General features: G+C 73.4%; 1 protein-coding gene. It reads right to left on the bottom strand.

Annotated features, from left to right (window positions below):
- Nucleotides 1-18: 18 nt before the first annotated feature.
- Nucleotides 19-15,048 carry a type I polyketide synthase gene (locus H5965_RS22950; RefSeq protein ID WP_310972185.1) on the bottom strand — a complete coding sequence of 5,010 codons (15,030 nt, stop codon included), beginning with the start codon at nucleotides 15,046-15,048 and terminating at the stop codon, nucleotides 19-21.
- Nucleotides 15,049-15,067: the final 19 nt, after the last annotated feature.

Below are 15,067 nucleotides of genomic sequence, written 5' to 3'. Positions count from 1 at the left end.
TAGGTCGCGGGCGCCGGGTCAGGAGATGCCGAACTCTTTGCCGAGGAGGTCGAACATCTCCTCGTCGCTGGCGGATTCGAGGCTCGGGGCCGCCGACTCGCCCGTCCAGCCCGCGGTGAGCAGCCGCAGCCGTTCCGCGACGCGCGCCCGATCGGCCTCGCCGAGGGCGGCGCCGACGCGGCTCAGCTCGTCGAGCAGGCCGTCGACGCCGCGCTCGTCTTCCCGCAGCTCGGCGGTCAAGTGCCGGGCCAGCGCGGACGGCGACGGGTGGTCGAAGACGAGCGTCGCGGGCAGGTTCAGCCCGGTGAGGCGGTCCAGGCGGTTGCGCAGTTCGACGGCGGTCAGCGACGTGAAGCCGGTTTCGCTGAACGCCCGGTCCGGGGCGACGTCGGCGGCCCGGCCGTGGCCGAGCACCGCGGCGACGTGCTCGCGGACGATCTCGAGGACCAGGTCACCGGCGTCGGCCGTCGACATCCCGGCCAGGCGGTCGCCGAGGTTTCCGGGCGGCGCGGCCAGGACCGGAGCCGCCGGGGCCAGTTCGGCGAAGAACGGCCGGGTCGCGGGATAGGTGTCCCAGTCGATGTCGGCGACGACCTGCGAGCGCGTGATCCGGCCGAGCACCGCCGCGGCGCCGGCCGCGGGCAGCGGGGTGACCCCGGCGCGCCGCATCCGGTCCGCGTTTTCGGCGGCCATGCCCTCGCCCGCCCAGGGGCCCCAGGCGATCGAGATGCCCGCGCGGCCGGTCGCCTGGCGGCGTTGGGCGAGTGCGTCCAGTTCGGCGTTGGCGGCGGCGTAGTTCGCCTGTCCCGCGGCGCCGACCGTGCCGGCGAGCGAGGAGAACAGGACGAAGGCGTCGAGGTCGCCGGTCAGCTCGTCGAGGATCCGGGCGCCGGTCACCTTGGCCCGCAGGACCCCGGCGAACCGGTCGCCGGTCAGGGTGTCGACGACGCCGTCGTCGAGGACGCCCGCCGCGTGCACCACCGCCGTCACCGGGTGTCCGGCCAGCAGGGCCGCGACCGCGTCCCGGTCGGCGACGTCGCAGGCGACCACCGTCACGCGGTCGTCCGGCGCTTCGCCGCCGCGGCGGCCGGCCAGGACGACGTGCTCGGCGCCGTGGTCCAGGAGCCACCGGGTGACGTGCCCGCCGAGGGCTCCGGTGCCGCCGGTGACCAGGACCGTGCCGGTCGGTGTCCACTGTGGATTCGTGCCGGTGTCGCGGACGAGGCGGCGGGCGAGGACTTTTCCGGCCCTTACGGCGACTTCGTCTTCACCGCCGGTGGCGAGGACCGCGCACAGCCGCTCGCCGTCCTCGGCGGTCAGGGTTTCCGGCAGGTCGACCAGGCCGCCCCAGCGGTTGGGGTGTTCCACCGCGACCGTCCGGCCGAAGCCCCAGAACTGGGCCTGCGCCGGGTCCGCGACGGGCTCGCTGTCCGCCGTCGCGACCGCGCCGCGGGTGGCGCACCACAGCGGCGCGGCGACGCCGGCGTCGCCGAGCCCTTGCACGAGGGCGAGGGTCTGCGGGAGCCCGGCCGCCACGGCCGACGCCGGCGCGCCGGTCGCGAAGGCCAGCAGGGACAGTGCGCCCACCGGCGTCGAGGCTTCTTCCGCGAGCTTGGCCTCGACCAGCTTCGCGACCGTGATGCGGTCGGCGTCCTCGGGGACGCGGACGACCAGGGGCCGCGCCCCGGACGTCGCGAAGGCACCCGCGACCGCCGTCACCGCGCCCGGGTCGTCGAGGGTTTCCGGCAGGACGAACAGCCAGTCGCCGGAGACCGCCGCGCTTTCTTCGCGCAGCTTGCGCCAGACGACTCGGTAGCGCCACGAGTCCGCGGCCGTCCCAGTCTCCCGCCGCCAGCCGGACAGGGCCGGGAGAGCGGGAGCGATGGCGGCGCGCTGGTCGCCGTCGAGGCCGAGCAGCGCCCCCAGGGACTCCAGGTCCTCGCCTTCGACGGCCTTCCAGAACTCGGCGTCCACTTCGGACACCGGCGCGGCGGCGGGCACGGGTTCCGGCCAGAACCGCTGCCGCTGGAAGGGGTACGTGGGGAGATCGATCGAGCGGGCCGGCGGGAAGAACGCGGCCCAGTCGACGTCCACCCCGTGGGCGTGAGCAGTGCTCACCGCTGTGAGCAGTGCTCTCGTTTCAGAGCGGTCGCGTCGCAACGCCGGGATCGCGGTACCACCGACCATGGCGCTCAGCACCGCGTCGGGTCCCAGCTCGAGGAACACCGTCGCGCCCGCGGCTTCGAGGGTCGCGACGCCGTCGGCGAACCGGACGGTTTCGCGCACGTGCCGCACCCAGTATTCGGCGGTGAACGGCGAAGCGAGAGCACCGCTCACATTCGAGAGCACCGGTATCTGCGCGGGGTGGTACGTGAGGGTTTCCGCCACCGCGCGGAACTCGTCGAGCATCGGGTCCATCAGCGGCGAGTGGAACGCGTGGCTCACGGTGAGCCGCTTGGTCTTCGGGAATCGGGCCGCGATCTTCAGGACCGCGGTCTCGTCGCCGGAGATCACGACCGACTCGGGACCGTTGACCGCCGCGATGGCGACGCGATCGTCGGAGGGGATGTCGGCCTCGGGCGCGGCGATCGAGACCATCGCCCCACCGGCGGGCAGCGCCTGCATCAGCGTCGCCCGGGCGGCGACCAGCGTGCAGGCGTCGGGCAGGGTCAGGACACCGGCCACGTGGGCGGCGACGAGTTCGCCGATCGAGTGCCCCGCGACGAAGTCCGGGCGGACGCCCCACGCCGTCACGAGCCGGTACAGCGCGACCTCGACGGCGAACAACGCGGGCTGCGTGTAGCCGGTCCGGTCGAGGCGGTCGCCGCCGCCGAAGACGATCTCGCGCAGGGAGGCGTCGAGCAGGCCGTCGAACTCGGCGCACACGGCGTCGAAGGCGTCGGCGAACGCCGGGAAGCGGTCGTAGAGCTCGCGGCCCATCCCGGCGCGCTGGGCGCCCTGGCCGGTGAACAGCACGGCCAGCCGGCCGCCGGGGGCGGCGGTGCCGCGCACGGCGTTGTCCAGGTCCGCTAAACCGGCCAGGAGCTGGTCGCGGTCCCCGACGACGACGGCCCGGTGCCCCAGGGCCGCCCGGCCGGTCGCCAGGGTGCGGCCGACCTCGGCCACGGGAGCGTCGTCGGCGACCGCGGCGCGGAGGCGTCGGGCCTGCTCGTGCAGGGCTTGCTCGTCCTTCGCCGACAGCGGCCAGACGGTGAGTTCCTGCGACGCCGAGGGCGCCGGCTCGGGCTCGCCCGCTTCGAGGACCACGTGGGCGTTGGTGCCGCTGACGCCGAACGCCGACACGCCCGCCCGGCGCGGCCGGTCGGCCGTCCACTCGCGCGGCTCGGTGAGCAGTTCCACCGCGCCTGCCGACCAGTCCACCTGGGACGAAGGCGTATCGACGTGCAGCGTCGGCGGGAGGACGCCGTGCTGCATGGCCAGGACCATCTTGATGACCCCGGCGATGCCCGCGGCGGCCTGGGTGTGGCCGATGTTGGACTTCACCGAGCCCAGCCACAGCGGCGTTTCGCGGTCCTGGCCGTAGGTGGCGAGCAGGGCCTGGGCCTCGATCGGGTCGCCCAGCATCGTTCCGGTGCCGTGCGCTTCGACCGCGTCGACGTCCGAAGGGGACAGACCGGCGTCGGCCAGGGCGGCGCGGATGACCCGCTGCTGAGACGGGCCGTTCGGCGCGGTCAGGCCGTTGGAGGCGCCGTCGGAGTTCACCGCCGAGCCGCGGACGAGCGCGAGGACCCGATGACCGTTGCGGCGGGCGTCCGACAGCCGTTCCAGGAGCACGAGCCCGGCGCCCTCGCCCCAGCCGGTGCCGTCGGCCGCGTCGGCGAACGCCTTGCACCGGCCGTCGGAGGCCAGGCCGCGCTGCCGGCTGAACTCGACGAAGGTCGCCGGGGTGGACATCACGGTCGCCCCGCCGGCCAGCGCGAGATCGCACTCGCCCCGGCGCAGCGCCTGCGCGGCGAGGTGGATCGCGACCAGCGACGACGAGCACGCCGTGTCGACGGTCAGCGCCGGGCCTTCGAGGCCGAACGCGTAGGCCAGCCGGCCGGACACGACGGCGGCGGCGTTGCCGGTGCCGATGAAGCCGCTGACCTCCTCGCCCGCCGCGCCGAGCAGGCCCGCGTAGTCCTGGCCGTTGGTGCCGGCGAACACGCCGGTGCGGCTGCCGCGCAGGGTGTGCGGGTCGATCCCGGCGCGTTCGAAGACCTCCCAGGCGATCTCCAGCAGCAGGCGCTGCTGGGGGTCCATGGCGAGAGCTTCGCGTGGCGAGATCCCGAAGAAGGCGGCGTCGAACTCCGCTGCGGTGTCGAGGAATCCGCCCTCGCGGACGTAGCTGTGGCCGCTCTTGCCGGGGTCGGGGTCGTAGAGGGCACCGAGGTCCCAGCCGCGGTCGTCGGGGAGGCCGGTCATCGCGTCGACGCCGTCGGCGACGAGGCGCCAGAGGTCTTCCGGCGTGGCGACCGAGCCGGGGAACCGGCAGCCCATGGCGACGAGCGCGATCGGCTCGTCGGCTCGCACCGGCGCCGTCACCGGTCCGGCCGGTTCCGGCCGGCGGCCGACCAGTTCGCGGTGCAGTTGGCGGGCCAGCGCGGCGGGTGTCGGGTGGTCGAACACGCACGTCGCGGGCAGGTTCAGCCCGGTGGCGGCGTCGAGACGGTTGCGCAGTTCGACCGCGGTCAGGGAGGTGAACCCGCTATCGGAGAAGGCACGGTCACCATCGACGGCGGCGGCATCGGGATAGCCGAGCACGGCGGCGACGTGCGTGCAGGTGAGGTCGAGAAGCTTGCGTTCGGCGTCTATTTCGGACAGTCCACTGAGGAGTCCCGCGGGTTCGGCTTCCGGGCTTTCGACCGGCTCGCCGAATTCGCCGAACAGCGGCCGCGGCCGGACAGCCCGCAGCGCCGGGAGATAAACGTCCCAGTCGAGGTCGGCCACCACGGCCAGTGGGTCGCCGCTTGCGGCCTCTCTCATGAGGGCGTCGAGGGCGAGGCCGGGTTCCAAGGCGCCGACACCGGCGGCACGCAGCCGTCGTTGCGCTTCGGCGTCGCCGGCGGCCATCCCCTCGCCGGCCCACGGACCCCAGGCGATCGAGACGGCGGGCAGCCCGGCGGCCTGCCGCTGCTGGGCGAGCGCGTCGAGGTGCGCGTTGGCGGCGGCGTAGCTGCCCTGACCCGCGGCGCCGAACGCGCCGGCCATCGAGGAGAAGAGGACGAACGCATCGAGCTCACCGGTGAGCGCGGACAGGTTCTCGGCAGCGGTCGCCTTGGCGCGCAGGACGGCGTCGAAGCGCTCGGGCGTGAGGGCATCGATGACGCCGTCGTCGAGAACGCCGGCGGCGTGCACGACGGCCCGGAGATCATCGGGAAGAACGGCGGCCAGAGCATCCCGATCGGCAGCATCACAGGCGACGACCGAAACATCGCAGCCGAGGGCGGTGAGTTCGCGTTCGAGCTCCGCGGCCCCGGGTGCTGCGGCCCCGCGGCGGCTGAGCAGGATCAGGTGCTCGGCACCTGCGGTGGCCAGCCGCCGGGCAACCCGGCCACCGAGTGCGCCCGTGCCACCGGTGACCAGCACGGTGCCCCGAGGTTGCCAGCCCAAACCGGCGGCGACGGAGCGGTGCCCCTCCTGCTGAGCGCCGGTGGCGGGCGTGGACCCCCAGGGGTGGCGAGCCGGGCCGGTGGTTGCGGGGCGGCGTTCCAGGCGGCGGGCGAAGATGCCTGAGGGGCGGAGGGCGACCTCGTCTTCGGTGCCGGTGAGCGCGGTGGCCAGGCGGGTGCGGGCCCGGTCGTCGAGGTCGGCCGGCAGGTCGATCAAGCCGCCCCAGCGCTGGGGGTGCTCCATCGCCGCCGTTCGGCCCAGGCCCCAGACCTGGGCCTGGGCCGGCGCCTCGACGCCGTCGGCCCGGGTCGCCGCGACCGCTCCGCGGGTCAGGCACCACACGCGTCCGCTTGTTCCGAGGTCGCCCAGCGACTGGAGGAGGGTTGCCGTGCCCGCTGCGGCTCCGCGGCCTCCGTCGGCCAGGGCCAGCAGGGAAAGTACGCCGTCCACTTCGGACCCGTCGATCGCCTCGCGGAGGCGTTCGGTGAACTCCGCGCGCGGAAGCAGCGGGTCGATGCGGACCGGAGTGAGCCGGGCGCCGCGTTCGAGAATCGTCTGGGCGACGCCGGCCACGACACCGGTCTCGCCCTCTTCCGGCACGACCAGCAGCCAGTGCCCGGTCAGCGCGGCGGCGTCCGGCGTGACCGGGCGCCAGGCGATGCCGTAGCGCCAGGAATCCACCGTGGACTCCTGGTGGCGGCGCCGGTACCACGCCGACAGCGCCGGGGCGACCGCCTCGGCGACGTCCGCGTCCAGCTCCAGTTCGGCCGCCAGCTTGCCGCTGCGCACCACCTCCCAGAAGCCGGAGTCGTCCCCGGGTGCCGCGGTGCCGGGCTCCGGGGCGAGCCAGTAGTTGCGGTGCCGGAAGGCGTACGTCGGCAGGTCGACTCGGCGGCCGTCCGGGAAGAACGGTGCCCAGTCGACGTCCACGCCGTGGACGTGAGCAGTGCTCAACGCTGTGAGCAGTGCTCTCATTTCAGAGCGGTCGCGCCGCAACGCCGGGATCGCCGTGCCGCCGACGATCGCGCTGAGGACGCCGTCGGGGCCCAGCTCGAGGAACACGTTTGCGCCGGCGCTTTGCAGGGTTGCCATGCCGTCGGAGAAACGGACCGTCTCGCGCACGTGCCGCACCCAGTAGTCCGCCGTGAACGTCGAAGCGAGAGCACCGCTCACATTCGAGAGCACCGATATCTGCGCCGGGTGATACGTCAGGGTCTCGGCGACCGCGCGGAACTCGTCGAGCATCGGATCCATCAACGGCGAGTGGAACGCGTGGCTCACCGACAGGCGCTTGGTCTTGGGGAACTGGGCGGCAATGGCGAGGACCGCGGACTCTTCGCCGGAGATCACTACCGACTCGGGACCGTTGACCGCCGCGATGGAGACGCCCTCGGTCAAGGTGATGGCCGATTCGGGAGCGGCAATCGAAACCATTGCACCACCGGGCGGCAGCGCCTGCATCAACGACGCCCGGGCGGCGACCAGGCGGCAAGCGTCCTCGAGAGAAAGGACACCAGCCACGTGCGCGGCCGAGATCTCACCGATCGAATGACCCGCCACGAAGTCCGGCCGCACTCCGAAGGATGACACCAGCCGGAACAACGCCACCTCGAGCGCGAACAACGCGGGCTGGGTGAACTCGGTCCGATCCAACAACGACTGATCATCAAACGCCGCCCGCAACGACGGATCGAAATGCGAAAGCACCTCATCGAAAGCCGCCGCATAGACCCGGAACCGCTCGTAAAGCTCCAGGCCCATCCCGACCCGCTGCGCCCCCTGGCCCGTGAACAACACCGCCAGTCGCCGGTCGGGCCGGGCGACCCCGGTCACCGGCGGGTTCTCCAGCGCCGCGAGGAGCTCCTCACGGTCGTCGCCGAACACGACAGCACGGTGCTCGAGCACCGCCCGCGCATTCACCAGCGAGAACCCGACATCGACCGGAGACAGCGACGGGTCGGCCTCGACGTGGGCGCGAAGGCGGCCGGCCTGCGCGGCGAGCGCGTCGGCGTCACGCGCGGACAGCAGCCACGGCACCAGGCCGCAGACTTCGGGGCGCTCCGGTACCGGCGCGGCGGCCGGGGCCTGCTCGATGATCGTGTGCGCGTTGGTCCCCGAGATGCCGAACGACGACACGCCGGCCCGGCGCGGACGGCCGGTTTCGGGCCAGCGGCGCGCGTCGGTGAGCAGCTCGATCGCGCCGGATTCCCAGTCGACGCGGGACGAAGGCGCGTCGACGTGCAGTGTCCGGGGCAGGACGCCGTGCCGCATCGCCATCACGACCTTGATCACCCCGGCGATGCCTGCCGCGGCCTGGGTGTGGCCGATGTTGGACTTGAGCGAGCCGAGCCACAGCGGCGTCGACCGGTCCTGCCCGTAGGTCGCCAGGAGCGCCTGGGCCTCGATCGGGTCGCCCAGCGAAGTACCCGTGCCGTGGGCTTCGACCGCGTCGACGTCCGAAGTGGACAGTCCGGCTCCCGCCAGCGCGGCGCGGATGACCCGCTGCTGGGAGGGGCCGTTCGGCGCGGTGAGGCCGTTCGACGCGCCGTCGGAATTCACCGCCGAACCGCGGACGAGCGCCAGGACTTCGTGCCCGTGCCGCCGGGCGTCGGACAGGCGCTCCAGCAGCACCAGGCCGGCGCCTTCGCCCCAGCCGGTGCCGTCCGCGGCCTCCGCGAAGGCCTTGCACCGGCCGTCGGAGGCGAGGCCGCCCTGCCGGTCGAACTCCACGAACATACCCGGCTGCGCCATCACCGCGACCCCGCCGGCCAGGGCGAGGTCGCACTCGCCGCGCCGCAGGGCCTGGACCGCCCAGTGCAGGGCGACCAGCGACGACGAGCAGGCCGTGTCGATCGAGACGGCGGGCCCTTCGAAGCCGAACGTGTAGGAGACGCGGCCGGAGACGACGCTGGTCGCGTTGCCGGTCAGCAGGTGGCCTTCGACGCCGGCCGCCACCTCGGCGACGCCGCTGCCGTACGCCTGGTGCGCGGCGCCGACGAAGACGCCGGTGCTGCTGCCCCGCAGCGACCGCGGGTCGATCCCGGCGCGTTCCAGTGCCTCCCACGAAATCTCCAGGAGCAGCCGCTGCTGCGGGTCCATCGCGAGGGCTTCGTGCGGGGAGATGCCGAAGAACTCGGCGTCGAAGCCGCCGGCGTCGTGGACGAACCCGCCCTCGGCGGCACCCAGGGCCGCGAGGTCCCAGCCACGGTCGGCGGGCAGCGCGGTGAGGGCGTCGCGGCCGGTTTCGACCAGGCGCCACAGGTCTTCCGGCGACGTCACCTCGCCCGGGTAGCGGCAGCTCATCGCGACGATGGCGATCGGGTCGCCGTCGGTGACGGTGGTGATCGCCGCTGTCGTCGCCGGTACGGCGTCGCCGGCCAGCTCCGCCTGCAGCAGCGCGGCGAGGGCCTGCGGGTTGGGGTGGTCGAAGATGACCGTGGCCGGCAGGCGCAGGCCGGTCACGGCGGTGAGGCGGTTGCGCAGCTCGACGGCGGTCAGGGAGTCGAAACCCAGGTCCTTGAACGCTTTGGCGGGCTCGACGGCGTCAGCGCTGTCGTGGCCGAGGACCGCCGCGACGTGCGTGCGGACGAGGTCGAGCAGGAACCGGCGGACGTCGTCGGCGCTGAGCCCGGCCAGTTTCGCGGCGAGCCCCTCGGCGCCGGACGGCAACCCGGCCGCGCGGCGGGTCCGCACCCGGACCAGCCCGTGCCACAGGGCCGGCAGGTGTTCGGCCTGGGCGCGCAGCGCGGCGAGGTCGACGCGAACCGGGACGACGCACGCGGCGCCGGCGACCTGGGCGGCGTCGAACAGCGCCAGGGCCTCCGCGGTGCCGAGGGCGCCGATGCCGGATCGCGCGATCCGCGACAGGTCCTCGTCGTCGAGTGCGGCGGTCATGCCGCTCGCTTCGGCCCACTGGCCCCAAGCGAGGGAGACCCCGGGCAGGCCTTCGGCGCGGCGGCGGGCAGCGAGGGCGTCGAGAGCGGCGTTGGCGGCGGCGTAGTTGGCCTGGCCGGCGGCCCCGGCCACCCCGGCGAGCGAGGAGTACAGCGCGAACCAGGCGAGGTCACGGTCGCGGGTCAGCTCGTGCAGGTTCAGCGCGGCGTCGACCTTCGGGCCGAGGACGGCGTCGATCCGTTCGGCGGTGAGCGATGCGACGACGCCGTCGTCGAGCACGCCCGCGGTGTGGACGACCCCGGTCAGGTTCACCGGGCCGAGCAGCGCTTCGAGCTGCGCCCGGTCGGCGACGTCGCAGCGCTCTATGCGCACATCGGCGCCGCCGGCCGTCAGTTCGGCGGCCAGTTCGGCCGCGCCCGGAGCGTCCGGGCCGCGACGGCTGACCAGCAGGAGGTTCTTGACGCCGTGGGTGGTGACGAGGTGGCGCGCCAGCAGGCCGCCGAGGGTGCCGGTACCGCCGGTGACGAGGACGGTGCCGTCGGGATCCGGCGCGGCGGGGATGGTGAGGACGTTCTTGCCGACGTGCTTGGCCTGGCTGATGAAGCGGAAGGCGTCGGGCGCACGGACGACGTCCCAGGCCTTGGTGGGCAGCGGGTGCAGCTTGTTTTCGGCGAACAGCGTCAGCAGGGTGCGGAGGATTTCCTGGATGCGGTCCGGGCCGGGGTCGCCGAGGTCGAACGGGAGGTAGGTGACGCCTGCGGGGTCGCGCAGGTCGGTCTTGCCCATTTCGAGGAACCGGCCGCCGGGTTTGAGGAGGTCGAGCGAGGCGTCGATGAACGGGCCGGTCAGCGAGTTGAGGACGACGTCGGTTTCGGCGAACTTCGTCGCGAACTCGAGGTCCCGCGACGACGCGAGGTGGGTGACACCCAGAGCGCGGACGGCGTCCTGTTTGGCCGGACTGGCCGTGGCGAACACTTCGGCGTGCACGCTTCGGGCGAGCTGGACGGCGGCCATCCCGACACCGCCGGCGGCCGCGTGGACGAGCACGGACTGGCCGGCTTCGAGCCGCCCGAGGTCGAAGAGGGCGTAGTAGGCGGTGACGAAGGCGACGGGCACGGACGCGGCCCGGGCGAAGGTCCAGCCGTCCGGAACCGGGACGAGCAGCCGGGCGTCGGTCACGGCCTCCGGGCCGAACGCGCCGGTGAACAGGCCGAACACCCGGTCCCCGACGGCGATCCCGGTGACGTCGGGCGCGACTTCGGTGACCACTCCGGCGGCTTCGGACCCGAGGACGGCGGCCGGATCGGGGTACATGCCGAGCGCGATGAGGACGTCCCGGAAGTTGATCCCGGCGGCGCGCACGGCGACCCGGACTTCGCCCGCGGCGAGGTTCGTCGCCGGTTCCGGCTGGAGGACGAGGCCGTCGAGGGTGCCGCCGGTGGTGGTGAGCCGCCAGGGTTCGCTCGGGATGGTGAGGGTGCCGCGGTGGGCGCGGGCGAGCCGCGGGGCGGTGAAGACGCCGTCGCGGACGTCGACCTGCGGCTCTTCGGGCAGGGTGGCGAGGTCGGGCGGGGTGGAGCCGTCGAGGTCGAGCAGCTGGAAGCGGCCGGGGTGTTCGGTCTGGGCGGACCGGACGAGCCCCCGCGCGGCGGCGGCCGCGGGATCGGTGCCGGCGTGGCGGGTGACGACGACGAGGCGGCCCGGCCGTTCCCCGGCGAGCCAGGTTCGGACGAGGGTGAGGGCTTCGTGGGTGGCCTGCCGGATGTCGTCGGTGGCGATGGGAGCGAAGACGAGGTCGGCGTCGGTGTCCATATCGGACACTTCGGGCAGGCCGAAGTCGTTGTGGCCGAGGAAGACGGAGTTGGCGGGCGGCCCGGCGGGGATGGGCGTTCGGTCGAGGCGGAAGAGCGAGCCGTCCGGCACGGGGGCGGCGGCCGTGATGGGGCGGAGGGTCAGGGACTCGATCTCGGCGACCGGGCCGCCGGTCTGGTCGCAGACCGTGACAGACACGGCGTTGTCCCCGGCCGGCACGAGCCGGACGCGGAGGGCGGTGGCGCCGGCGGCGTGCAGGGTGACGCCGCTCCAGGAGAACGGCATGCCGCCGGAGCTGGCCGGGCTGCCGCCGATCGGGGTAGCGCCGGTGGGGTCGCCGGGACTGGCCGAGCTGCCGCCGACCGAGGTAGCGCCGGTGGGGTCGCCGGAGCTGGCCGGGCCGCCGCCGACCGGGGTCGCGCCGGTGGGCTCGCCGGGGCCGGTGGTGCCCGGGGCGGCGAGCCCCAGGGGGTGCAGAGCCGCGTCGAGGAGGGCCGGGTGCAAGCCGAAGGCGGTTGCCTCCGGGTGGAACTCCTCCGGGAGCTCCACCTCCGCGAAGGTCTCGTCGCCTCGGCGCCATACCCGGCCCAGGCCGTGGAACGCCGGGCCGTACGTGAAGCCGAGGCTTTCCAGCTGGTCGTACAGGCCTTCCGTCGAGATGTCAGCGGCCCCGGGCGGGGGCCACTCCGTCAGCTCGGCCGCCGGTCGGGTGCCGGGGGCGAGGAGGCCGCCGGCGTGGCGGGTCCACGTGTCCTGACCCGGCGCCGCGCCGTCGTCCGGGCGGGAGTACAGCGTCAGCTCGCGGCGGCCCGTTCCGTCCGGCGGTCCGACGAAGACCTGGATCGCCACCCCGCCTCGCGCCGGCAGGACCAGCGGCGCTTCGAGGGTCAGCTCGTCGACGACCTCGCAGCCGACCTGGTCTCCCGCCCGGACGGCCAGCTCCAGCAACGCCGTCCCCGGGACCAGGACCGTCCCGCCCAGCGCGTGCCCGGCGAGCCACGGCTGCGTCTCCACGGACAGCCGTCCGGTGAAGACGACGCCGTCGTGTCCCGCCAGGCTCACCGCCGCACCCAGGAGCGGGTGGTCCAGCGCTCCCAAGCCGAGCGAACCGGCGTCACCGTGGGCGACGCCACCGCGTGGCCAGAACCGCTCCCGCTGGAAGGCATACGCGGGCAGGTCGACGCGGCGGCCGCCCGGGAAGAACGGTGTCCAGTCCACGTCCACGCCGAGGACGTGAGCAGTGCTCAACGCTGTGAGCAGTGCTCTCGTTTCAGAGCGGTCGCGCCGCAACGCCGGGATCGCGGCGCCGCCGACCATCGCACTGAGGACGCCATCCGGGCCCAGCTCCAGGAACACGCCGACCCCGGCAGCCTCCAAAGTGGACACTCCGTCGGCGAAGCGAACGGCTTCTCGCACGTGGCGGACCCAGTACTCGGCGGTGAACGTCGAAGCGAGAGCACCGCTCACATTCGAGAGCACCGGTATCTGGGCCGGGTGGTACTGGAGCTGCTCGGCGATCGCACGGAACTCGTCGAGCATCGAATCCATGAGTGGGGAATGGAACGCGTGACTGACGGGGAGGCGCTTGGTCTTGGGGAACTGGGCGGCGATCTCGAGGACCGCGGACTCCTCGCCGGAGATCACGACCGACTCGGGACCGTTCACCGCCGCGATGGAGACGCGATCGTTGAGAGGGATGGCGGACTCGGGGGCGGCGATCGACACCATTGCGCCACCGGCGGGCAGCGCCTGCATCAACGACGCGCGGGCGGCGACCAGACGGCAAGCGTCCTCGAGGGAAAGGACACCGGCGATGTGCGCGGCCGAGATCTCGCCGATCGAATGGCCCGCCACGAAGTCCGGCCGCACACCGAAAGATGACACCAACCGGAACAACGCCACCTCGAGCGCGAACAACGCGGGCTGGGTGAACTCGGTCCGATCCAGCAGCGACTGATCATCAAACGCCGCCCGCAGCGACGGATCGAAATGCGAAAGCACCTCATCGAAAGCCGCCGCATAGACCGGGAACCGCTCGTAAAGCTCCAGGCCCATCCCGACCCGCTGCGCACCCTGACCGGTGAACAACACCGCCAGCAACGCGTCCGGATCCGCAGTACCGACGACGGCGTCCTCGATGCGCGAAAGACCTTCCCGCAGCGACGCACGATCAGCACCGAGTACCACCGCACGCCGGGCCAGGCGGGCCCGGGTCACCGCCAGGGAATAACCGCCGTCGACCGGGTCCGGGTCCGCGTCCAGGAGCCGCTGGGCCTGCTCGCGCAGCGCCGCGTCACTCGCCCCGGAGAGCACCCACGGCAGCAGCTCACCGGTGGGAGGAGCAGGAGGGGCAACGACCTCCGGGGGCGCCTCCTCGACGATCACGTGCACGTTCGTCCCGCTCACCCCGAACGCCGACACCCCGGCCCGGCGCGGCACGTCGCCGGCCGGCCACGGGCGGGCCGAGGTCAGCAGCGAAACCGCGCCCGCCGACCAGTCCACTTCGGACGACGGGGCGTCGACGTGCAGCGTGCGCGGCAGCACCTCGTGCCGCAGCGCCAGCACCATCTTGATGACACCCGCGATCCCGGACGCCGACTGCGTGTGCCCGATGTTCGACTTCAGCGCCCCCAGCCACAACGGCCGGTCGGCGGGCCGGTCCTGCCCGTACGTCGCCAGCAGCGCCTGGGCTTCGATCGGGTCACCCAGGGCGGTCCCGGTGCCGTGCGCCTCGACCGCGTCGACGTCCGAAGTGGACAGACCGGCGTTCGCCAGAGCAGTGCGGATGACGCGTTGCTGAGAAGGGCCGTTCGGGGCGGTCAGGCCGTTCGACGCGCCGTCGGAGTTGACCGCCGAACCGCGGATCACACCGAGGATGCGGTGCCCGTTGCGCTGGGCGTCGGACAGCTTCTCCAGCAGCACCATGCCGACGCCCTCGCCCCAGCCGGTGCCGTCGGCCGCGTCGGCGAAGGACTTGCAGCGGCCGTCCGAGGCGAGGCCGCGCTGGCGGCTGAACTCCGCGAACGCCAGCGGGCTCACCATCACCGTGACGCCGCCGGCCAGCGCGAGGCCGCATTCGTCCTGCCGCAGCGCCTGGCAAGCCCAGTGCAGCGCGACCAGCGACGACGAACACGCCGTGTCGACGGTGACCGACGGCCCTTCCAGCCCGAAGGTGTAGGACAGCCGCCCCGACATGACGCTGGGTGCCTCGCCGGTCAGCAGGTAGCCCTCGGAGCCGGCCGCGGCCTGCAGCGTGCTGCTGTACCCGGACGCGTTCGCGCCGATGAACACGCCGGTCCGGCTGCCGCGCAGCGAGAACGGGTCGAGCCGGGCGCGTTCGAGGAGCTCCCAGGACGTCTCCAGGAGCAGGCGCTGCTGCGGGTCCATGGCCAGCGCTTCGCGCGGCGAGATGCCGAACAACCCCGGGTCGAATGAAGCCGCGTCGTGGACGAAGCCGCCTTCGAGCGTGTGGGCGCCTTCGGGACCGTACATCCGCGAGACGTCCCAGCCGCGGTCCTCCGGGAAGGCCGACATCGCGTCGGTGCCGCCCGCGACCAGGTCCCACAGGTCCTCCGGCGAGGCGACGCCGCCCGGGTACCGGCAGGCGAGGGAGATGATGGCGATCGGCTCCTGCTCCGCCGCCTCGGCCGCCTGCAGCCGCTGCCTGGTCTGGTGCAGGTCGGCGGTCACGCGCTTGAGGTACTCGAGGAGCTTGTCCTGCTCTGCCATCGCCAACCTCATCCGTTCG

It is taken from the genome of Amycolatopsis sp. 505 (assembly GCF_031625235.1).
Classification (GTDB): Bacteria; Actinomycetota; Actinomycetes; order Mycobacteriales; family Pseudonocardiaceae; genus Amycolatopsis.
This window is presented reverse-complemented; position numbering and strand designations above follow the sequence as displayed.

Bases quoted from the DNA above. Each gene is read 5' to 3' on its own strand.
- H5965_RS22950 (WP_310972185.1), bottom strand. From the start codon at position 15,048: ATGGCAGAGCAGGACAAGCTCCTCGAGTACCTCAAGCGCGTGACCGCC.